Origin of the sequence: Argonema galeatum A003/A1 (genome assembly GCF_023333595.1) — a bacterium.
Taxonomy (GTDB): domain Bacteria; phylum Cyanobacteriota; class Cyanobacteriia; order Cyanobacteriales; family Aerosakkonemataceae; genus Argonema; species Argonema galeatum.
Window position 1 is genome coordinate 66404 of the sequence record NZ_JAIQZM010000006.1, and the last position, 20454, is coordinate 86857.

22 protein-coding genes are annotated in these 20454 nt (G+C 45.0%); 14 read left to right on the forward strand and 8 right to left on the reverse strand.

The genetic code is table 11. From position 1 onward, the window contains the following. Positions 1 to 15: 15 nt before the first annotated feature. Entirely contained in the window at positions 16 to 1191 is a 1176-nt protein-coding gene (locus tag LAY41_RS08785) for an AbrB family transcriptional regulator (protein ID WP_249096517.1), read from the reverse strand. A 314-nt stretch (positions 1192 to 1505) separates the two neighbouring features. On the opposite strand from LAY41_RS08785, the gene LAY41_RS08790 reads away from it, so the two are divergent. From LAY41_RS08790 to LAY41_RS08825, 8 genes are all read left to right on the forward strand, one after another. Then, entirely contained in the window at positions 1506 to 1970 is a 465-nt protein-coding gene (locus tag LAY41_RS08790; protein WP_249096519.1) for a hypothetical protein, read from the forward strand. After that, positions 1967 to 2536, forward strand: coding sequence for a hypothetical protein (locus LAY41_RS08795; protein ID WP_249096520.1), 570 nt, complete (start codon positions 1967 to 1969; stop codon positions 2534 to 2536). Before LAY41_RS08790 ends, LAY41_RS08795 begins: the two co-directional genes overlap by 4 nt. A gap of 47 nt (positions 2537 to 2583) precedes the next feature. Continuing rightward, positions 2584 to 3021, forward strand: a complete 438-nt coding sequence (locus LAY41_RS08800; protein ID WP_249096521.1) for a hypothetical protein — start codon at positions 2584 to 2586, stop codon at positions 3019 to 3021. Between the two features lie 75 nt (positions 3022 to 3096). Continuing rightward, entirely contained in the window at positions 3097 to 4512 is a 1416-nt protein-coding gene (locus tag LAY41_RS08805) for an aldehyde dehydrogenase family protein (protein ID WP_249096522.1), read from the forward strand. A gap of 39 nt (positions 4513 to 4551) precedes the next feature. Further along, positions 4552 to 5001: a DUF3598 family protein gene (locus LAY41_RS08810; protein WP_249096523.1), complete on the forward strand. Its 450-nt coding sequence runs from the start codon at positions 4552 to 4554 to the stop codon at positions 4999 to 5001. Between the two features lie 24 nt (positions 5002 to 5025). After that, entirely contained in the window at positions 5026 to 5850 is an 825-nt protein-coding gene (locus LAY41_RS08815; protein WP_249096525.1) for an alpha/beta fold hydrolase, read from the forward strand. A gap of 41 nt (positions 5851 to 5891) precedes the next feature. Continuing rightward, entirely contained in the window at positions 5892 to 6767 is an 876-nt protein-coding gene (locus LAY41_RS08820) for a formylglycine-generating enzyme family protein (RefSeq protein WP_249096527.1), read from the forward strand. Between the two features lie 123 nt (positions 6768 to 6890). After that, a complete protein-coding gene (locus LAY41_RS08825) occupies positions 6891 to 7901 on the forward strand; it encodes a zinc-binding dehydrogenase (protein WP_249096531.1) in 1011 nt (336 codons plus the stop codon). A 63-nt stretch (positions 7902 to 7964) separates the two neighbouring features. Here LAY41_RS08825 and LAY41_RS08830 read toward each other — a convergent pair whose 3' ends face one another. Further along, entirely contained in the window at positions 7965 to 8240 is a 276-nt protein-coding gene (locus LAY41_RS08830; RefSeq protein WP_249096533.1) for a GUN4 domain-containing protein, read from the reverse strand. 12 nt (positions 8241 to 8252) lie between these two features. Here LAY41_RS08830 and LAY41_RS08835 point away from each other — a divergent pair, with 12 nt between their 5' ends. Beyond that, the gene (locus LAY41_RS08835; protein WP_249096536.1) at positions 8253 to 8654 is read left to right on the forward strand and encodes a nuclear transport factor 2 family protein; all 402 of its coding nucleotides are present in this window, start codon (positions 8253 to 8255) and stop codon (positions 8652 to 8654) included. Between the two features lie 225 nt (positions 8655 to 8879). On the opposite strand, the gene LAY41_RS08840 is transcribed toward LAY41_RS08835, so the two are convergent. Together LAY41_RS08840 and LAY41_RS08845 are read right to left on the reverse strand one after the other, a co-directional pair. Next, the gene (locus LAY41_RS08840; protein ID WP_249096540.1) at positions 8880 to 9104 is read right to left on the reverse strand and encodes a hypothetical protein; all 225 of its coding nucleotides are present in this window, start codon (positions 9102 to 9104) and stop codon (positions 8880 to 8882) included. Positions 9105 to 9107: 3 nt separating this feature from the next. After that, positions 9108 to 9551 (reverse strand): hypothetical protein, encoded by a 444-nt coding sequence (locus tag LAY41_RS08845; RefSeq protein ID WP_249096544.1) that lies wholly within the window; start codon positions 9549 to 9551, stop codon positions 9108 to 9110. A 319-nt stretch (positions 9552 to 9870) separates the two neighbouring features. Between LAY41_RS08845 and LAY41_RS08850 the strand changes: the two genes are divergently transcribed. From LAY41_RS08850 to LAY41_RS08870, 5 genes are all read left to right on the forward strand, one after another. After that, on the forward strand, positions 9871 to 11937 hold the full coding sequence (locus LAY41_RS08850; protein ID WP_249096546.1) for an FAD-dependent oxidoreductase: 2067 nt from the start codon (positions 9871 to 9873) through the stop codon (positions 11935 to 11937). A gap of 374 nt (positions 11938 to 12311) precedes the next feature. After that, positions 12312 to 14405 (forward strand): FAD-dependent oxidoreductase, encoded by a 2094-nt coding sequence (locus LAY41_RS08855; protein WP_249096548.1) that lies wholly within the window; start codon positions 12312 to 12314, stop codon positions 14403 to 14405. A gap of 127 nt (positions 14406 to 14532) precedes the next feature. Next, positions 14533 to 14826 carry an ATP-dependent Clp protease adapter ClpS gene (clpS, locus tag LAY41_RS08860; RefSeq protein ID WP_249096553.1) on the forward strand — a complete coding sequence of 98 codons (294 nt, stop codon included), beginning with the start codon at positions 14533 to 14535 and terminating at the stop codon, positions 14824 to 14826. Between the two features lie 2 nt (positions 14827 to 14828). After that, positions 14829 to 15122: a DUF2103 domain-containing protein gene (locus LAY41_RS08865; protein WP_249096555.1), complete on the forward strand. Its 294-nt coding sequence runs from the start codon at positions 14829 to 14831 to the stop codon at positions 15120 to 15122. Positions 15123 to 15370: 248 nt separating this feature from the next. Next, positions 15371 to 16201: a universal stress protein gene (locus LAY41_RS08870; RefSeq protein ID WP_249096559.1), complete on the forward strand. Its 831-nt coding sequence runs from the start codon at positions 15371 to 15373 to the stop codon at positions 16199 to 16201. 125 nt (positions 16202 to 16326) lie between these two features. Here LAY41_RS08870 and psbM read toward each other — a convergent pair whose 3' ends face one another. The 4 genes from psbM to LAY41_RS08890 form a co-directional block, all read right to left on the reverse strand. Beyond that, positions 16327 to 16443, reverse strand: a complete 117-nt coding sequence (gene psbM, locus LAY41_RS08875; protein WP_249071404.1) for a photosystem II reaction center protein PsbM — start codon at positions 16441 to 16443, stop codon at positions 16327 to 16329. Positions 16444 to 16696: 253 nt separating this feature from the next. Continuing rightward, on the reverse strand, positions 16697 to 16993 hold the full coding sequence (locus LAY41_RS08880) for a 2Fe-2S iron-sulfur cluster-binding protein (RefSeq protein ID WP_249096569.1): 297 nt from the start codon (positions 16991 to 16993) through the stop codon (positions 16697 to 16699). Between the two features lie 162 nt (positions 16994 to 17155). After that, entirely contained in the window at positions 17156 to 19087 is a 1932-nt protein-coding gene (locus LAY41_RS08885) for a TolC family protein (RefSeq protein ID WP_249096572.1), read from the reverse strand. 589 nt (positions 19088 to 19676) lie between these two features. Further along, positions 19677 to 20276, reverse strand: a complete 600-nt coding sequence (locus tag LAY41_RS08890; protein ID WP_249096575.1) for a PadR family transcriptional regulator — start codon at positions 20274 to 20276, stop codon at positions 19677 to 19679. Positions 20277 to 20454: the final 178 nt, after the last annotated feature.

The following is a 20454-nucleotide window of genomic DNA, read 5'->3' on the forward strand; positions in this document are numbered from 1 at the left end:
CGCAATACCTAACTACTAATTATCGCCTGAGTTGGGGAGCAAGCGATCGAGATAGCGAAACAACAATAACCATAATGGGAGAGAAGCATGAATAGCTATTAGGCGCACTAGATGCCCCGCCGTGACAATTTCCACGTTATGATTTAATGCTAAGGAGACCAAAATCATTTCCGCCGAACCGCCTGGTGCGGCGACTAGCATACAGGTGAGCCAGTCCCAAGGCGTGAGAAATGTAGCGATCGCAGCTGCTACGAATCCCGCTCCCATAGTCATCCCTACGGGTATTAAAGCATACACGATCGTTTTTTGACCGAGATTTGGTTTACTTCCCCAATATTCGCCTATACTAATTCCCAAAAAAGCTTGACCAATTAAGCTAATTAAAAAAGGCGGTTTAAAATCTAAATTTGCTAGTAAAGGGAATAAATTTAGCAGGTAATTAAAACTTATGCCGACTACTAATGCACCAAAGAAAAAGGCGGCAGGAATTTTCACTATATTAGCTATGCTAACTGACACAAATGTTAAAGCTAGCGATAAAAGGAGCAATGCTAAATATAATATATCTGTACTGAAAAAGTTGGCCGGAAAAATGCTGACGACCGTGTTAGCATCATTAACAGCCAATATCCTAGCTAATATAGGTATGAAAAATACAATCGTTGTCACCCGTATGATTTGGACGAGTGCAACCACCGAGGCATTTTTTCCGTAATCTGCCGCAATACTTGACATAATCCCTATCCCCCCCGGCGTTGTGGCAAGCATTGCAGTTAGTAGGTTTGTTTGGCTAATCCGGGAGTAAATATAGCCGATCCCAATACCGCTTAACATTAAAAATAACGTAATAAAAATAAATATGTGTAATTGAGAATAAAGCGCTGACATATCTCCATGAGCGATTGAAAATCCGACTACCAAACCTACGAGAAGCTGTCCTATCTTCCTCACTGTTTTGTTTGGTTCGGCGGTTTCCTTGGATAAAATACGATAAGCTGTAAGTACCAACGCACCAGAGACAATACCCCCAAATATCCAAGCAACGCCACCGATGCGAAATCTTGCTAACACGAAACCTACTGGCAAAGCGAAAAGCAATTCCGCCAAAAGAATTATTAGTTTGCCGAGAATGGTTTGTTGCAGCGCCGAAATTTTTTCTGTTTGCGCCGAAATTAGATTTTTGTTTAGCATTTATTCCCACCTAACGAGCGATTTCAGCAAAAAAATAACAATTATGATTGCAGATGGCGATTAATAGACATTAAGTTCGCATCCTTGTCGGGAGCCACAGCTACAGCGCCGCTCTCCCGCCGCACTCCGAAGCTCTAGCATTTGTGCTATATGATACCAATTGTGTCAATATCAAGCTTACCTGAGTTCGGGAAGGCGATCGCATCCCCATTGCATATAATCTCATAACTTGTCATCATAAAGTATGGATACAATTCACTATTTGCTCGATGCTTATAGGTGCGGGAGGCTCAAACGATCGTGCATCAATACCATTGGCCACTAAACGCGGGACTCTCATTCCCAACGAAAGACGACGAGAGCGTCCACCAGAGGCGCTTAAAGCAGCAAAGGAAATCTGGACACAAAAGTATCCTAACATCCGACTTAGATCGTTAACAGCCGTTTATAACTGTGTGGGCCTACCATTTGCGTCCCGACGCACCTGTATTGACCCAGAACACTTGAAAACGATCCTGAGAGAAGATGATTATCGCCCTTTATCTGGAGAACATGAAGTTGAAATTGGAGATTTAGTCCTTTATCGTTCTAACAAAGATGAATATTCCCATATTGCAGTAGTAGTAAAAAAAGAACCCAAAGTTATCAATGCCTCTTTTGAGATTACTGTTGTTAGTCAATGGGGTGCCGATGGCGAGTACATACACCTGATAGATGAAGTACCAGATTCCTACGGTACAATCAAGGAATTTTGGACAGACAGGAGGATAAACCAGTGATCGAAAAACTTATGAATAGAATAGAAAGCCATGAATTTGCTGCACTTTTGAACGTAGCCAGCAGTTTTAAGGTTTTCTGCCGTGCAGCATACAAAGAACAGGTGACAAAAGAGTTAATCGAGCAACTGCGAAACAATCCAGCAAACATTTGGTTGGTACTTAAAAGGTCTGTTGATATTTCTCAAAAAGAAATTGATTCCCAGTATGAAAATCCTTGGGATACAGCTATGGCTGTTTACCTGTGGTCACTCAGTTTGATAAACTTAGAAGTAGCCCAAACTGCTTCTGGATTTGTTATTCAAGCAGCAAATGGATGGTGGTCTGCCAAATTTGCAAACTTCCTTTTGCAACATGAAAAAATCAGCCATAGAGCCAATTTTGAAAAGTACACAATGTTTGAACCAACCAATAAAATTTCAGTTTATCAAACAAAATATGAGATGGAACGTACCACAAAATATCTCTACGTTACAGCGGAACAAAAAATAGTAGCTCAGCCTTCATTAACAGGCAAAAATAAACGCTATAAAAGCAGTAAAATTTCAGTTATAAACATGACACCATAGGCTGTCGCATCTGTCTGTTGACTCATGCTATAAATAGCGGGGAACTTATGATTACTTGTGCATGGGCGATGCTTTGTGAAAAAAGTATTATCAATCAGGAAACAGGAAATATCAGTCTCATTGAGGTAATGGACGAAATCATTGTACCGCCCCCACCGGAGTCTGAAGAAACTCTCTTTTTACCCTTTGCTTTTGAATTGGTTGTTTTTTGGAAAAAGCAAGAATCATCTAACCAAGAGGATGAATCTAAATTTAGGATTAAGATTGTTTCACCGTCTAAAAAAAGTTTACTAGAAGGTGAAAGAGAAATTGATTTCACAGAAAATATGAAAGCTTTTACAGTTCTCACATTCGGTGGTCTTCCTATTGCAGCAGCTGGCTTGTACGAGTTTCAGATACAGATGCCACGCGATAAAGAAAGAGAATGGCAAAATGTTTGGGTAGTGCCGCTGAAAGTTAATTATGAGGGACTAGAAAACTTATAATGTTAGGTTCTTAAGCTTGGCCTGCCTTGTTCTTAACAGGTATATTGAATAGCCAATCTGGGGATAACTTAAAACATGAGTGAAAAACTAAGCGTTCGCAATCCTCGCACCGGACAAATTGACTGCTGGATTGCGCCACCTACACCAGACCAACTTGCCGAATGCAATACCCGTTTGCGCGAAGCACAAATAGCTTGGCAGCAAGCAGGTTTAGAACGACGAATTGAAGCAATGCAGCAGTGGAAACAAGCCATTTTATCTCAAAAAGACGAACTAACCGAAGCTTTAGTATCAGATACAGGGAGATTGTCTGAGTCTGTACTTGAAATTGACTCGCTGATCTCCACGATCGATCGCTGGTGTCGATTAGCACCAGAATTATTGTTAGAAGATGCCAAAGATACAGCAATTCCATTTATCCGACTGCAAAGTCAACTGGTTCCCTATCAATTGGTTGGCGTCATCAGTCCGTGGAATTTTCCGCTGTTGCTTTCTACAATTGATACCATACCCGCATTATTGGCAGGTTGTGCAGTTATAGTAAAGCCGAGCGAAATTGCTCCCCGCTTCATTCAACCCCTGCTGCAAACTATTGCATCTGTTCCCCTATTGCGGGATGTATTAACTTATATCGAAGGTGCTGGGGATACGGGTGCGGCGTTAATCGAATTTGTAGATTTAGTATGTTTTACTGGTAGTGTGGCTACAGGTAGAAAAGTAGCAGAAGCTGCTGCAAGACGATTCATTCCTGCTTTTTTGGAATTGGGAGGCAAAGACCCTGCTATTGTCCTAGAATCTGCCGATTTAGAATTAGCAACTTCAGCAATATTGTGGGGTTCCGTAGTTAATACAGGACAATCTTGCCTCTCGATCGAACGCATTTACGTCGCCGAACCTATTTGGGATAATTTTGTAGAGAAACTGGTAGAAAAAGCACAACGCCTTAATCTGGTTTATCCGTCTGTTCAAGATGGACAAATTGGCCCGATCATTGCAGAAAAACAGGCAGCAATTATTGCAGAACAATTACGCGATGCAACTGAAAAAGGGGCAGTTGTTCGCTGTGGTGGTTTGGTGGAAGAATTGGGTGGCGGGTTGTGGTGTCGTCCCACAGTTCTGACTGAAGTTAACCATTCGATGAAGGTGATGACGGAAGAAACTTTCGGCCCGATTATGCCGATTATGGCATTTGACAATATTGAAGAAGCAATTAAACTGGCAAATGATACGATATATGGACTAAGTGCTGCTGTTTTTGCGGGTTCGGAGTCGGAAGCGATCGCACTGGCACGTCATCTAGATGCTGGGGCCATCAGCATCAACGATGCCGCCTTAACTGCGATCGTCCACGAAGGAGAGAAAAACTCATTCAATCTTTCTGGACTTGGTGGTTCGCGCATGGGTGCAGCTGCAATCAAACGGTTTATGCGAAAGAAAGCCTTTTTGATCAAAACCCAGTCCATTTCCGACCCGTGGTGGTTTAAAATATGATAAATTTGTTGCCAATTAGCAAATAAAGTAGAGGTTGTCATGTCTAGTATTCGAGATGAAATGCCCTTACTTACCCGACATGAAGGCGAATGGACGGGTATTTATACAATACTTGATGCAGAGGGAAATATGCTTGACAAGCATAAATCTATTTTAACCTGCGAATTTCCAGAAAACGGTGAATATCCTTATTACCAAATGAATAAGTATATTTGGCCTGAAGGTAAGTATGAAGAACATCATTTTCCAGCAACATACCACGATCAAAAGATTTGGTTTGACACAGAACGCCTGGAAGGATACGCCTGGGAAGTAGACGATTCAATTATTATGCTGTGGTTCAAATACAAAGCTATGCCCGGTGCTTATATGTATGAAATGATTCATCTGAGTCCTTGCGGCAACTATCGCAACCGCACATTGCATTGGTTCAAGGACGATCGCGTCTTTAAGCGCACCACCATGCAAGAAGAACGAGTGAAAAAATAGTTTTTAACTCAGCGGTAAATTTAGATGAATAAAGCGATTAAAAGAGCATTCTTAGATACAGAAGATGGACAAATTCATTACCGCATCGGCGGGGAGGGCGACTCCCTGCTTTTACTGCATAGAAACCCCAGCAGCAGTAATGAATTTCACGAGTTGATGCCCATCTTTGCTCAAAAAAGGCGTGTGATTGCGATGGATTTGATGGGACTTGGCGATTCAGATAAGCCACCCAGAATGTATTCTATTTCAGACTACGCCAAAACAGTCATCTTACTTCTGGATGAGTTGGGAATAAAAAAGATAAACATACTGGGACACCACACAGGTGCTTACATAGCGGGAGAAGTAGCAGCAGCTTATCCAGATCGAGTTGAAAAAATGATCTTATGTAACGTGGATGAATTCACCGAACAAGATAAAGCTGCCATCTTAAAAAGATATGCCGAAGTTTTCCAAATCAAAGCAGATGGCACTCACCTCGTTGAAAGATGGTCATTTCGCGCCGCCTACGTAGGTTCTACAGAATTAAATCACCGCTGTATGTTAGACGAAGCAAAATGTTATGGCTATCCTGCCTATGCACCTTTTGCTTTTACAAAGTTCAGTACTATAGAAAGATTTCCTTTCATCAAGTGTCCAACTCTCGTCTTATCGGGAACTGAGGATATCAAAGGACTTATACAACTCGGTTTAGCGCAGTCAGGAAGCAGAAATTTCATTACAAAAGTAATTCCCCAGGCAAAGGTAGTTGATATTGAAGGCGGAACATTTTGTATGATGAATCAAAAGTATGAAGAAATATCGAAAGTAGTCATAAATTTTTTGGATTTTATAGATGTTTTACCATAAAAATTCAGGTGTATTGTACTGCTTCATCGAAGGGTGTATAAATGTTAGATTTGGTTGCGTTTGACTTTGATGTAGCGCTCGTTAACCCTCAAGGAAAAGAGATCGATCGCTCTCGAAATTCCGTTCAATATCTGATAGAAGATTTGCGACAGGAAATAACCCTAGAAATGGTTGCTATTCCTGGCGGTACTTTCTTAATGGGCACACCGAACACAGAAGAGGGGTGGTCACCGACTCAAAATCCTCAACATTTAGTAACTATCAAGCCATTTTTTATGGGCAAGTATCCAGTTACTCAAGCTCAATGGCAAGCAGTAGCAACTCTCCCCGAAATCAAGCAATTTCTTAATCCCGATCCATCGACTATTAAAGAAGCAAACCTACCTGTAGAACAAATCTCTTGGTATGATGCGATCGAATTCTGTGACAGGTTATCTAAATATAGTGGACGGAAATACCGACTTCCCAGTGAAGCAGAGTGGGAATATGCCTGTAGATCTGGAACTCAAACACCTTTTCATTTTGGAGAAACTTGCACAACAGATTTAGCAAATTATTCAGGAATAGATTGGGAATACATGGGAAAAATATGCAGTCGGGGGTCTTACGGCGCTGGGCCAAAAGGAAGCGATCGCAGGGAAACCACACCTGTTGGCTACTTTCAAGTAGCCAACAGGTGTGGTCTGTACGATATGCACGGTAATGTCAGAGAATGGTGTGCCGATTTCTGGCACGATAACTATCAAGATGCACCCACTGATGGCACTGTTTGGACAACAGATGGAGATAGCAATAAACGGGTATTGCGCGGTGGTTCCTGGAACACAGGCCCAAGGAACTGCCGTTCTGCATTTCGTGCTAAATTTGATGCGAATGCCTCACTTTATGATATTGGTTTTAGGGTTGCTTTTTTTTAGTAAAAAATATGAATTCAACAATTTCAGGACTTACGCAATATTTCTTGTTTCGCCCCCCCTTGCCCCCAAATCTGGGGGGAGTAAGCTCCGGTTCCCCCCAGATTTGGGGGGTTAGGGGGGCTAATGCTTAAGTCCAGAATTTACAAAAAGCTCATAGCGAAACAGTTTAACCGAGATTTTCGATCGGCTGTGGAAATCGTAGAAGTCAGCCTCGCCGATCCAACTGACAGCGAAATTGTAATTCGCAACAAATTTGCCGGAGTTAATGGCGGATTCGATACATTAATTTGCCGAGGTGAAGTTCCATACGTAAACCCGACACCACCTTTCGATTTAGGTGTAGAAGTTGTCGGTGAAGTAGTATCAATTGGGAATAACGTCACCGATTTTAAAGTCGGAGATCCAGTGCAAACAATCTTTCGCGGTGGAGGATATCGAGAGTACCAAGTTGTAGATATTTCCCAAGTAATAAAGATTCCAGAAGCAATTCCAGAAGTGCTAACTTTGATGCCTACTGGGGTATCTTCTGTGCTGGCGTTGGAACAAGTTGGCGAGATGAAAAGCGGCGAAACTGTCCTCGTAACCGCAGCGGCGGGGGGAACGGGACATATCGCGGTACAATGGGCAAAATTGGCGGGAAATCATGTGATTGGAGTTTGCGGATCGGATGCTAAAGTTGAATTACTCAAACGGTTAGGATGCGATCGCATTATCAACTACCGCCAAGAAAACCTAGATGAAGTCCTCAAAAAAGAATATCCCAACGGCATTAACTTGGTATTCGAGTGTGTTGGCAAACAAATTTTCGATATCTGCGTTGATAATTTGGCTGTGCGGGGACGTTTAATTGTGGTTGGTTTCATATCCGATTACGGCAAGAATCAGGAGCAAGTTCAGCAATCCCGAATTTACGGAAAATTGCTTTGGAAAGCAGCTTCGATACGCGGTTTTCTTAACCCACTTTACAAGGAATATATGCCAGCAGCACGCTCTAGCTTGCTCGACCTTTTCTATAGCGGCCAAATCCAAGTCGCGATCGATCCAACTGAATTCAGAGGTTTGGAATCAATTCCCGACGCTGTAGAATATCTGATCGGTGGTAAGAATTGCGGTAAAGTGGTGGTCAGGTTTTGATTCTGTCAAAGCTAGAATTCCTATTAGACGATAAGAGGATTTCGGGAGGAATATGACTAGCGATTAGAGATGACAAGCTACAGCTTTTTGCGCGATAAAAGAACCAGACCACACCCCAAATGCTCCCAGCCACCCACCCAATCGACCCAACCAAGGCAAATGTCCATGAGGCGCATTCAAAGTAAAAGTAAGGTCTTCGTAGTTCAGCCAATTTCTCATCTCCCTCCAGCCAAGCCGATCGCCTAATATTGCAGCGCTACAAAACACATAGATTAAACCTATGCTAACTTCTTCACCTTTCGTCCAAAGTTTAAAAATCTTGTAAAATATAGTATCCATGAGATAATCAAAATGACAAAAGAAATAAAACATAACACACTAGAAGTCGCCCAGCAAGCATTTAAACATTTAACTCACGGTCTAGCGACAGGCGATTGGAACCCACTTCTAGATATGCTCACCGATGATTTTACCTTTTGGTTTCCAGTCGGGCCTTTTCACGGTTTGAATGTCGGTAAAGAAAGGGTTCGTGAATTCTTTCAGTATGTTTCGGAAACATTCATTGGAGGACTGACGATTACTTCAGTAGAGCGCATCACCAGCAACGAGACTACTGTGGTTTTCGAGTTCTGCGACAAAGGAATGTTACAGGGAGAACCTTACAAAAATCGAATAGCTATTTCCCTAGATGTTAGTGGAGACAAAATTTGTGCTTATCGGGAGTACTTTGGCAGCGATGGTAAATCGAATTAAATGGTAATTAGCGATCGAATAATTGTTTTACCCAATCTTCGTGCGATCGCCACCTGTCATACCCAACTGTAATTCTCTCAATGCTGTTGAATTAGTTAGGTGGATAAATCTCTACTTCAGAACTCTCCGCCAGGAATTTAGCAATTGATTTCGTCTTTTTGCCTACAACTAGGCAATGAGCATAGTTATCTTCTTTAGGATCGTGACGTATTTCCAGCCCTTTCTCTAGAGCCAATTGAGTCTTGATAGAAACAACAGAACAGCATTTTTCCCGATTTTCTTAGCTCTGCTGTAGCTTTCTTCTATAGTTGTTAGACAAAGTATATCAACCGACATATTTTCATCTTTGAAAGCCGCCGAGGTAGGTCTGTTTTCCTCCCAGTTAAATTGACCTGGATGCAGCCATCTCAACAGCTTGTCATCGGGCTTAACCTGATAAACTTCAGTCATTTATCAACAGTGAATAAACAACCAGTCTAGTATAGGGTATAGCCCCTCTAAATTAAATTCTTCTTCTGACTCTGAATCCCCTTCAGTTTTTAAGTATTCAAACAAATCAGCTTCTTCCCTCGAAACATAAACTTCAAGCTGTCTCACAGGAAAGCGCTTTCCACCCCACTCAAACAGAATCGTTCCATCAGAAGCTGGGGCAACAAACGGCTCAATTTTCGGTAAATTTATCCCTCTGTTGATAGAGTAACTGCGAATACTTGCGTAGAGACTTAATGCTCTATTAATCTGGGTTTTAGAAAAAGTAGGAGCATTGTAACCATCCCACTTATCCTCTAAATCTGACAAGTGAATAATTCTTTGATACGCATTAGTGGTTTTTACCCAATCAAATGGTTCTTGCTTGTGTAGCTCGACAAATAGTGAAATAGCGTCTGCATTTGTCATAAAACTATACCTTTCCACGAAACAAGTTTAACAGACTGTAAAAAAATTTTAACTCAAATCGCGCCTCATCGCCAATCCCGATCGAGAAAAGCTTGTAATGAACATTGGGGAAATGGTAGCGTCAAAAAGCCACCTGGATGTATACTTAGCACGGTCATAGAACGAGCTTTTTTAACCCAGCAGTAGGGGCGAAGTATTCCGGTAATAATTTGCTGGTTGAACCCAAAGATATTTACCGGAATGCTTCGCCCCTACAAATCAAAAATAACAGTTTGTGCCTGTGCGGAGTATAGTAACTCTCACCAACTTACGTTAAACTATGAAACGATCGCTCATCACCATCCCTCTCACCTTAATCTTACTAGAATCGGCTTTTCCAGTTGCCCTCGCCGCACCGCCCAGACAGCCAGATAAAACCGTAGAATGCGAGATTCTGGTAGTTGGGGGCGGACTTGCGGGCGCTGCTGCTGCTTACGAAGGATTGCTGGCGGGGAAAACCGTTTGTTTAACCGAAATCACAGATTGGGTGGGAGGACAGGTTTCATCCCAAGGTGTCTCAGCTTTGGATGAACGCGCCACCCAACGCCAACGGCAATTCTTTCCACGCGGATATCTGGAATTGCGAGAACGGATTAAACGCAAGTATGGAAAACTTAATCCTGGTGACTGTTGGGTAAGTGTAGCTTGTTTTATTCCTAGCGACGGTCACAAATTTGTTTTTTCCATACTGCAAAATGCCGCGAAAAAGGGTAAGGGTAAACTGAAATGGTTTCCCTCTACTGTTGTAAAAGAGTTGGAAATTACCCCCCCTAACCCCCCCGTCCACGGGGGGGGACAAGAGGGGAAAGTGATTAAAAGTGCGATCGCAATTCAACATCGCCCCGCCAAAAACACACCACCGCTAAACACCGAACCTTTATCACAAACTATAGAAGACAGCTACCGCTACGAAAACTCCCCTCGCTTTGACAAAACCATCATCCGTTTCATCCCCCCTTCTTCACTCAGCACTAAAGCCGAAGCACTCAGCACTCCCACCTGGTACGTCCTCGACGCCACCGAAACCGGCGAAATTATCGCCCTTGCTGACGTTCCCTACCGACTGGGAATCGATCCGCGTTCTTACTTAGAACCCTCAGCAGCAAACGATACTGGCGATCCTTATTGCACTCAAGGATATACTTACACTTTTGCAATGGAGGCAACCAAAGAACCGCAAATCCACCAAATGCCGCCCTTCTACTCTCGCTACAGCCCTTACTACAGCTTCGAGGCGACTAAATTTAACTTTCCATTAATTTTCACATACCGACGCATTTGGAGTAACCCAAATGCCCCAAAAGAATTAAAAATCAGACGCAAAGAAACTTTCGGCGTTACTCCCCCCAAACCGGGAGACATTTCCATGCAGAACTGGACTTGGGGTAACGATTATCGTCCGGGAACATCCCAAGATAATCTAATTTATACCAGCGAACAGTTGCAAGCGATCGGTCAATTACAACCGGGAGGTTGGATGGGAGGATTGCGAGTAGAAAGCTTGCGCGGCGCAGAAGAACTAGCCCAAGGTTATTTCTACTGGTTGGTAGCCGGTACTACCGACTCACAACTGGGCGATGGCGTCAAGCAGCTGTACCCCAATAACCGCTATCTCACAGGATTAGATTCCCCGATGGGGACAGTGCATGGTTTATCCAAATATCCTTATATAAGAGAAGGACGAAGAATTATCGGTAGACCCGCGTGGGGATATCCCGAAGGTTTCACATTATCGGAAATTGATATTTCTCGGAAAAACTTCCGCGATGATTATTACCGCAATAACTTGTCTTCAGGAGAATATCGGCGCTTGTGGGCATTGCTGAGTGGTATAAATGCAACAGCTGTAATTCGAGAGGCTTTGTCTCCAGAGGAAGTGAAAGTGCGATCGCGATCGGCAATTTACCCCGATGCTGTCGGCATCGGTCACTATACAATAGACTTTCACCCCTGCTTAGCCAAAAGTCCGCCAGAAACTCCTAGCAACCAGGGATATCCCAACGAAGCGATCGCAGCTTCTCAAACCTACCCCTTCCAAATCCCCCTACGTGCCATGATTCCCCAGAAAATCGATAATATGTTGATTGCTGGCAAAAGTATCGCCACCAGCCACGCAGCAGCCGCAGCGTACCGGGTGCATTCCTTTGAATGGTCAGTTGGTGCAGCTGCTGGTACTACAGCTGTTTTTGCCCTAGAAAATAGCGTAATGCCTTACCAACTCGTCGAACAACTTCCCCGCAAACAGCTACAACTAGAAGCTTTGCAACGACGACTTGTGCAAAATGGCAATCCCACTGCCTTTCCCGACACCTCAATATTTAATGAATTTGGGAAAAACTGGCAATAATTGGGCAGAGGGGCAGAGGGGCAGAGGGGCAGGGGGGCAGGGGGGCAGGGGGGCAGAGGGGCAGAGGGGCAGGGGGGCAGAGGGGCTAGTCAAAAGAAGGATTCTTTTGACTTTTGACTGCCTTTTTGCAGTAATTAGGATCGAAAGACTGTCTATAGAAATAGTAACCCCTTTGTTACCCGACGACTAAAGTCGCGGCTTGCGCGTACAAAGCCCGCCTGCGCGGGCTTCAAGAAAAAGGGGATAGTTAACCCGGATTTAGTATTATCTTTTCTTCCTTCTTCTTATCTTCGTGTCCTTCGTGGTTCGTTAAAAAAGATCGCAAACCAAATCCGATTGCTATAAATGTATAAGTTTAACGGAAATATCAAAATATGAAACGTTTGCTAACTAGCCTCTCCCTCAGCTTAATCTTACTGGAATCAGCTTTTCCATTTGCCATAGCCGCACCACCCAGACAAGCAGATAAAACAGAAGAATGTGAGATTCTCGTTGTTGGTGGGGGACTTTCCGGTTCTGCTGCTGCTTACGAAGGATTGCTGGCGGGGAAAACAGTTTGCTTAACTGATATTACCGACTGGGTAGGCGGACAAATTTCAGCACAGGGAACTTCTGCTTTAGATGAACGACCAACCCAGCGAAAACTGCTATTCTATCCTCGTGGCTATTTAGAATTTCGCAAGCGGATACAGGAATATTACGATCGCCTCAATCCCGGTAAATGTTGGGTAAGCGAATCTTGTTTTCTGCCCCGCGACGGTCACAAACTCTTGTTTGATATATTGAAGGATGCCGAAAATCGCGGAAATGGTAAGCTGAAATGGTTCCCCTCTACAGTAATTAAGGAACTGGAAATTACCCCCCCTAACCCCCCCGTCAACGGGGGGGGACAAGAGAGTCCTGTTATCCCCCCTGTGAACGGGGGGGAAAAAGGGGGGGTTGGGAAAGTGATTCAAAGTGCGATCGCAATTCAACACCTTCCAGCTAAAAACACACCACCCTTAAACACCGAACCTTTATCCCAAACGATCGAAGACAGCTACCGTTACGAGAATTCAAACCGATTCGACAAAAGCATTATCCGCTTCGTACCCAAGAAATCGAGAAAATCTAATCAAAAACCGAAACCAGCAGATTGGTATGTCATTGAAGCCACCGAAACCGGCGAATTAGTTGCCCTTGCGGACGTTCCCTACCGTCTCGGTATCGATTCTCGTACAGCCTTAGAACCTTCTTCTGGTACTGAAAGCGGCGATGCTTACTGCACGCAGGGATTTACTTATACTTTTGGCATGGAGGCAACTAAAGAAGCTCAAACTCATACGCTCCCATCATTTTATCAGCAATATGCACCTTATTACAGTTATGAATTGCAGCGACTAGCCAGTTTCCCCCTCGTTTTCACTTATCGCCGCATCAAAAGTGCCAAACCCGATCAAAAATTAGGAACTAATCCCAGAGAATATCCTATTAATCCCGGCGATATCTCCATGCAAAACTGGACTTGGGGTAACGATTATCGTCCGGGAACATCTCAAGATAACCTTATATATACCCGCGAACAATTGCAAGAGGGCGGACAGCTACAACCGGGAGGATGGATGGGTGGACTGCGGACGGAAACTCTCCGCAAGGGTGAGGAAAATGCGATCGGTTTCTTTTATTGGTTAGCACAAGGAACGACAGATTCTCAACTTGGCGATAATGTCAAAAAACCTTATCCCAATTTGCGCTATGTCACAGGCTTAAAATCCCCAATGGGAACAGTACACGGTTTATCCAAATATCCCTATATGCGGGAAGGACGGCGGATTATCGGACGCCCCAGCTACGGACGCCCGTCAGGTTTTACAGTGTGGGAAACTGATATTTCTCGGAACAATTTCCGCGACGATTATTACACGAGTAACTTATCTGCGGAAGAGTATCGCCGCTTGTGGGCAATACTTTCTGGTATAAATGCACCATCCGTACTAGCAGAAACTTTATCTCCGGCAGATGTCAAACCGCGATCGCGTGCTTTTATCTTCCCCGATTCTGTCGGCATCGGTCACTATGCGATCGACTTCCATCCCTGTATGGCCCAAAGCCCCCCAGAAACCCCTGGCAACAAAGAACGGGAAGGCACTAGAAAAGCTCAAGGTCAAGCTTACCCCTTCCAAGTACCCCTGCGAGCCATGATTCCCCAAAAAATAGATAATATGCTAGTTGCAGGTAAAAGTATCGCCACCAGCCACACAGCCGCCGCTGCCTATCGGGTACACTCATTTGAGTGGTCAGCAGGGGCAGCAGCTGGAACAACCGCAGCTTTTGCTCTGGAAAACGGTATTTTACCATATCAACTGGTGGATGAACTCCCCAAACCAGAACCGCAACTAGAAGCGCTGCAACGCCGCTTGGATCGAAATGGCAACCCTACTGCTTTCCCAAATACCTCGATTTTCAATCAGCGCCAAGATTGGCAGTAGGCTATAAAAGTCAAAAGTCACTCATTCAAAAGTCAAAAGTCACTCATTCAAAAGAACGATTCTTTTTCCTTGCCCCTCTGCCCCTCTGCCTCTCTGCCCCTCTGCCCCTCTGCCCCTTTTCCCTACTATGGCTACTTCACCTACTAAAGCTCCTGAAAAATCTAGTCAAGTTACCCGCAAGCCTTACCCCAATTACAAAGTCATCGTGCTGAACGATGACTACAACACCTTTCAGCACGTCGCCGACTGCTTAGTAAAGTACATCCCCGGTATGACGACCGATCGCGCCTGGGAACTTACTAATCAGATACACTATGAAGGTCAAGCCATTGTCTGGGTTGGCCCCCAAGAGCAAGCGGAACATTACCACCAACAACTGTTGCGGGCAGGACTGACTATGGCTCCCCTTGAGGAAGCATAAAAATGAGTAACCCCAGCAGTGGCCGCGTAGTTCTGAATCATTCTACCCATATTTCCGGTTTGATTCCAATTCTAGAACGGTTGACTAAATATCCCGGTATTCAAACTATTACCCCGGCAGTGATTGGACGGGCAAGAGGTCACAGCCCCAAATTGCAATTAAAAGTGTCGGTGCCAATTCGCGGCGGTTTTAAATTAATAGCGCGGCATGGTAAAACCTTTCAAGAAGTTTTTATCATCACCAGATGCCAACAAAATGAATTAGAGGATGCGATCGCTCAACTGCTTAAAATCTAATGAGGGATAGGACGTTCTTAATTCCACCAAACCCTGGATTGCCCCTTCTTCCCCTAGCCCCTAGTCCCTAGCTATATATTGCGATATGCCATCGGCACGCAAAGCGATCGCTAGTTTGGCAGTCACCTCTCTGTAACAGCTTGTAAAAAACTTGATAAACAAACCACCCGATCGTTTTATCTTGGATCAATCCGTATCTATAACGGCTTTCAAAATTTGATTGACTCTAATCCCAACAAGACAAACCGATGATAGAAAAAATATTGCTTGCCGACTCTGGAACGGGTCATTCTCAAGAAATGCTCAAGGCGTTGATGGAAATTCCTTCGATCAAACCAGCGTCCGTCACTGTCTTGCACGTTGTGCCTTCCCAAGTCACATCCGATGACATGACTGCTAAGTGGGAAGAAGGAGGCAAAACTCTCGCCACTGCGATCGGTTCCTTGCAATTAGATCCCAAAAATGTTACAGCCATGCTGCGACAGGGCGACCCCAAGACCATAGTTTGCCAAGTCGCCGATGAAATGGATGTGGATTTGATTATCATGGGTTCTCGCGGACTCAAGCGCCTGGAGTCAATCTTAGAAAACTCCGTCAGTCAATACGTTTTTCAGTTGTCCGCTCGCCCCATGTTGTTGGTCAAGGACGATATTTACGTCAAAAAAATCAACAAAATCATGGTAGCGATGGATGGATCTGAATCCGCTAAAGCGACCTTGAAGCTAGCATTGTCTATCCTGCGCGATATCAAAGGCTCTCAGCTGATTCTTGTTCGCATCAACCCGAAAGTGGAAAGTAGCAGCCCTGAAACTAATCCTGTTCTGGCACCGGCAGTAGCAGAGGCAAAAAAAATGGGCGTTGCCTATCGCTGCGTTATCAGCACTGGCAAGCCGGGAGAAGAAATTTGTCGGTTAGCCGAAGAGTTGGGCGTAGACTTGTTGATGCTGGGTTCTCCAGAGCGTCGCCCCTCGATCGCAAAAGGTCTGCCAGATTTAGACCGACTGCTGGGCACTTCCCTCTCAGACTACGTGCGGGTTTACGCCAACTGCCCAGTCTTGTTAGCTCGTACTGTTGGTTAAGTGAAAAGTATAACTCTCCATCTGTAATAGTTATGAGTTTTGAGTTAAATAAATTTATTAATTTAAAACTCAAAACCCAACATTCAAAACTATTACAGACGGGGTTTTTTCTTTGCCCGGTATTGCTAACTTTTGTTACCGCTTTCACGGGTAACCGTTTGAATGTACAAAATTAGTAAAAACACGGTTGGGACAAACACGAACAGGATACTCGCAATGAACCCTAGCTCATTAACTTGCATAAACTTTAGCCTCGATGCGATCGAAAATCAACATCACTAGAATACCACCAGTGAGGAAAAAGGGGCTAGGGGCTAGGGGCTAGGGGAAGAGGGAGAGTGGGAGAGTGGGAGAGTGGGAGAGTGGGAGAGTGGGAGAGTGGGAGAGTGGGAGAGTGGGAGAGTGGGAGAGGGAGAAGATTTTAGATTTCAGATCGCAAAATTGAAATTAAATCTAAAATCTAAAATCCAAAATCTAAAATTCCCCTACGCCCAGTTAAGGCTTTGTAACGACGCTAACCGGCCCGTTTACCAGGGTTTGACAGGCAAGACGGTAATTTGCAGGCTTTTTCTTCAGTTTGCGATTTTCTACCTCAGTGCGGGGGGAAAGGTTTTCCATTCCAGCCGCAATTTCTACAATACAGGTGCCGCATTGACCGTAACCCCCACAATTCATCGCCTTTCCCATGAATGTGTACAGGTCGATGCGATTTTCTAGCATTTTTTGTCTTAAATTCGCACCATCGGCTGCAATTACTTCGCTATTTTCCTTGACAAATTTGATGTTAGCCATTACCATTCCTTCTTCGCCAAACTCTTCGCGTTGGGAAGCTCTGATATTTAAGATCGTATCTTACTTTTTTTTAAGAAATATTACAAATTTTGTCACAGCGCCAAAAAAACTCGCCTGAAGTGTTAATGCACTCAGGCTGGAAACAGAGAGTAAACCATGCAGTTAGCGACTAACGGCGGGACTGCTGGTTAAAAGATTGCTGATAGACCGTTGAAGACTTGCCAGTGCGCGATTGTAGTCGATAATAGCTCGCACCCGGTTGCCTTCAGCCCGCGTCAGCTCGGTTTCAGCATCGATCACCTCAGTCTGGGTTCCCACACCAGCTTGGAAGCGCAAGCGTGCCAGACGCAAAGCTTCCCTTGCCTGTTCGAGGGCGACAGAGGCAGTTTGAATATTTTCCAGATTCGACTGCAAATTGTAATAAGATTGTTCGACCTGCAAACGTACTTGGTTGCGAGTGTTGGCAAACTGAGTTTCAGCGATCGCAACATCAGCTTCCCGCTGAGCCGCTCTAGATTGGGCCGCTCCCCCATCGAACAAATTCCAGCGCAGCCTCGCTCCCACAGAATAGCCGTCAGCCAACCCAAGACCGTCGTTGAATGTCTCTAACACATTGTAATTGGCAAATAAACTTAGCTGAGGTTTTCGGGCAGCCAGTTCGGCGCGTCGTTGCTGTTCGCCGATGTTTCTTTGGGCTAGCTGCTGTTGCAGTTCCGCACGGTTCTGAAAAGCCTGTATGATGCTTTGCTCTAGCGTTAGATCCCATAAACCCGCAATCTCCACAGGATCGGCAGCGGTAATATTAACAGACTGGGGCAGACTCAATAACTGAACTATAACGCGACGGTTGATTTGCTGCTGGGAGCGATCGCGAATCAAGTTCTGGTTTTCATTGCCTAGCTGCACCTGGGCACGCAAAGTATCAAATCGAGTCCCCAATCCAGCCGTCTCCAGTGCTACTGCATCGCGCAAACTCTGCTGGGCATTCCTGACAGCCGCCGCTGAAATCCGCACTTGTTCATCAGATTGTTGCAAATCGTAGTAAGCATTCGTGACATCAAGACGAGTTTGCTCATTCAAACGCTCAACCTCTAACTGATTGATCCGCAGTTGTTCTTGGGCAGCTCGGATCTGAGCCGATCGCCGTCCGGCGGTGTAGAGATCGTAATTCAATCCCAATGTCCCGTTGATGCTAAAACTACCTTGCTCCTCATCGGGAATTTGCGGATTCAACTGTCTTTGTCGCTCAAGCTGAAGCTCACTGCTAGTCGATCGCCCACCAGCCGCATCCACTTGCAGATCTGCCGTAGGATACAAAGCCGCCTGCGCCTCTCGCAGTGCAGCTCTAGCGCGTTCTAGCTGTATTTGAGCCACCTGGAGGTCTCGATTGTTGCGCCGCACTATTTCCAGCACTTGTTGCAGCGTCAGGGGTTGAGTTACCTCAATATCTACTTCTTCAGTTCGGGTCGGAAATTGTAAAGGATTGGGATTGGGTTGAAGATAACTGGGGACTAAAGTTTCGGGTATACGATTTTGCGCTACCGTGCTAGAGGCCCCTACTGCTTGAGACTGCAAGGAAGAAGAATTTCTTCTAACTTGACGTAGTAGTGAAGCGGCTTCGGTAGACGCACCGACATCCAAAGGCGGTGACGCCTCTTGCGTTGGCGAGACATTCGCCGTCTGTTGTTCCTCCAGCTTTCTGATTCCCCCAAGCTTGCTCTCATTGCTTAAAGTATTTGTAGCTGACTGGTTCACCTCTGTATTTACTGGGATAGAAGCAGTCGTATTGCTAGAGAGCGGGTTATGCGAGAGAGAATGATGGTCTAGATTAGCCGGTAACCTCCCAGAAGTCTTGGCTAGTGGATGACTCTCACGATCCACTGCACGCTGCCCCGTTGGGGAAGAGACAGTGGGAAGGGCCCCAGGTTCGCTGCTGGGTAAATGATGCTGAGTCTGAGTCAGCGTAGCGAACGCCCGTGAATCTTCTGCTGAACCCTTGCTAAGGGCGTATCCCGGCGTACTGCTACCAGCGATGCCTATGACAAGCTCAGCTAATGCAGCACTCACACTCACAACCACAAGATGACGAAACATGGACATATGTTTTTGAATAATCTGCTGCCCTTCAGGCTGATGCTTTAACCAAACAACCGCTCATCAGCATACAAGTAAGAAGGGGCTAGGGGCTAGGGAGTCAAAAGTCAAAAGTCAAAAGTCAAAAGTCAAAAGTCAAAAGTCAAAAGTCAAAAGTCAAATGACCAAGCATAAATATCCTGCGTCCGGTTTATTCTCCATTCGCACAAGTTCAGCAACCGGAGAAGGGAGCAAACAGCCTGGAGAATATTGGATATTTTTTGGGAATCTTCCGCCGATGGCCACTTCCCGACCCTCTTTCTTTTTCTCTGTCCGCAAAATGAGACCAATTGGTCCCATTTTTTCGATCGCTACTTTCCCGCGAATCTTCTTTTCCCTTGAGCAGTCTTGCTGACATAGCGGGCGCAAGGGTCAGAGCAGCGATCGAGTAAAATACCACCTCTAGAGCGATCGTCAGGGCAAATTCATTGAACACCCCAGTCCCGCAGGAATAGGAAGATGACTAGGACGACGAGAGGTCTTCGCTGACTTGCCATTAGTTGGTTCAGCTATATTGCTGATGGTGCATGGTTTTCTCAATTCAAGTGATTCAGTAGTGATTGGCTAGAGGTAATTCGTGATTTTTAAGACTTGATTGTTCACTTTTGGCGGTTATTACCCTCTGCTGTTCTGGCGTCGCGCTTCTCGGTTCTTTGCTTATTTGCTCTTGCAGCCAGTCAATCTCGGCTTGAAGCATGGAGAAATGTCTCCTCCAGGCGTCTGCTTGGTAGCGGTCTGGTGGCATTGGTTCAATTTCAAGACTTTCCAGGCGCAGCCGACATACCATCAAGCGATGTTCCAGTAACTTGAGCCTCTCTGTAGGTTCTAAATCGTTAAAAAAGAAAAACTTAATCATAAAGCGCGATCGCGTGTTGACCCAGCTCTCGTGTGGGTTTCCCAGCATTTCTTGCCGCCAGCGATCGCGCCCCGTGGCGGTAACTTCATAAATTTTTCGGCTTGGCCCAGCTTCTCCTGGTTCTTGCATCAGCGTCACAATATCACCGCGTTCTTCTAGACGCCGCAACAAAGGATAAATCGCCCCGTAATTAACGCTGATACAGCTACTCATAAATAGCTCCAGTTGCTGTTTTAACCGATAACCGTGCAGGGGTTCGCGTAAGAGTAGACCTAGAGTAGCTAACTCAAGCATATATATTAGACTGATATATCAAGCCAAAACACCTGCTAATAATGTAACATGGTTAGATTGACTGAATTGAACAAGGAAGACAAGGGGGGGAAATTTGGGATGGGTAACTCCCCAAAAGCAAACCCCTCCCAGCGCGACTGAGAGGGGTTGATATGGTTATCGGGTTGATAGCGTCTTG

What these genes read in the sequence shown, in the direction of transcription:
- LAY41_RS08840 (WP_249096540.1), bottom strand. Translation starts at nt 9,104, where the DNA reads ATGACTGAAGTTTATCAGGTTAAGCCCGATGACAAGCTGTTGAGATGG.
- psbM (WP_249071404.1), bottom strand. Translation starts at nt 16,443, where the DNA reads ATGCAAGTTAATGAGCTAGGGTTCATTGCGAGTATCCTGTTCGTGTTT.
- LAY41_RS08845 (WP_249096544.1), bottom strand. Translation starts at nt 9,551, where the DNA reads ATGACAAATGCAGACGCTATTTCACTATTTGTCGAGCTACACAAGCAA.
- LAY41_RS08885 (WP_249096572.1), bottom strand. Translation starts at nt 19,087, where the DNA reads ATGTTTCGTCATCTTGTGGTTGTGAGTGTGAGTGCTGCATTAGCTGAG.
- LAY41_RS08880 (WP_249096569.1), bottom strand. Translation starts at nt 16,993, where the DNA reads ATGGCTAACATCAAATTTGTCAAGGAAAATAGCGAAGTAATTGCAGCC.
- LAY41_RS08785 (WP_249096517.1), bottom strand. Translation starts at nt 1,191, where the DNA reads ATGCTAAACAAAAATCTAATTTCGGCGCAAACAGAAAAAATTTCGGCG.
- LAY41_RS08800 (WP_249096521.1), top strand. Translation starts at nt 2,584, where the DNA reads ATGATTACTTGTGCATGGGCGATGCTTTGTGAAAAAAGTATTATCAAT.
- LAY41_RS08820 (WP_249096527.1), top strand. Translation starts at nt 5,892, where the DNA reads ATGTTAGATTTGGTTGCGTTTGACTTTGATGTAGCGCTCGTTAACCCT.
- LAY41_RS08865 (WP_249096555.1), top strand. Translation starts at nt 14,829, where the DNA reads ATGAGTAACCCCAGCAGTGGCCGCGTAGTTCTGAATCATTCTACCCAT.
- LAY41_RS08825 (WP_249096531.1), top strand. Translation starts at nt 6,891, where the DNA reads ATGCTTAAGTCCAGAATTTACAAAAAGCTCATAGCGAAACAGTTTAAC.
- LAY41_RS08815 (WP_249096525.1), top strand. Translation starts at nt 5,026, where the DNA reads ATGAATAAAGCGATTAAAAGAGCATTCTTAGATACAGAAGATGGACAA.
- LAY41_RS08870 (WP_249096559.1), top strand. Translation starts at nt 15,371, where the DNA reads ATGATAGAAAAAATATTGCTTGCCGACTCTGGAACGGGTCATTCTCAA.
- LAY41_RS08855 (WP_249096548.1), top strand. Translation starts at nt 12,312, where the DNA reads ATGAAACGTTTGCTAACTAGCCTCTCCCTCAGCTTAATCTTACTGGAA.
- LAY41_RS08810 (WP_249096523.1), top strand. Translation starts at nt 4,552, where the DNA reads ATGTCTAGTATTCGAGATGAAATGCCCTTACTTACCCGACATGAAGGC.
- clpS (WP_249096553.1), top strand. Translation starts at nt 14,533, where the DNA reads ATGGCTACTTCACCTACTAAAGCTCCTGAAAAATCTAGTCAAGTTACC.
- LAY41_RS08850 (WP_249096546.1), top strand. Translation starts at nt 9,871, where the DNA reads ATGAAACGATCGCTCATCACCATCCCTCTCACCTTAATCTTACTAGAA.
- LAY41_RS08835 (WP_249096536.1), top strand. Translation starts at nt 8,253, where the DNA reads ATGACAAAAGAAATAAAACATAACACACTAGAAGTCGCCCAGCAAGCA.
- LAY41_RS08890 (WP_249096575.1), bottom strand. Translation starts at nt 20,276, where the DNA reads ATGCTTGAGTTAGCTACTCTAGGTCTACTCTTACGCGAACCCCTGCAC.
- LAY41_RS08805 (WP_249096522.1), top strand. Translation starts at nt 3,097, where the DNA reads ATGAGTGAAAAACTAAGCGTTCGCAATCCTCGCACCGGACAAATTGAC.
- LAY41_RS08830 (WP_249096533.1), bottom strand. Translation starts at nt 8,240, where the DNA reads ATGGATACTATATTTTACAAGATTTTTAAACTTTGGACGAAAGGTGAA.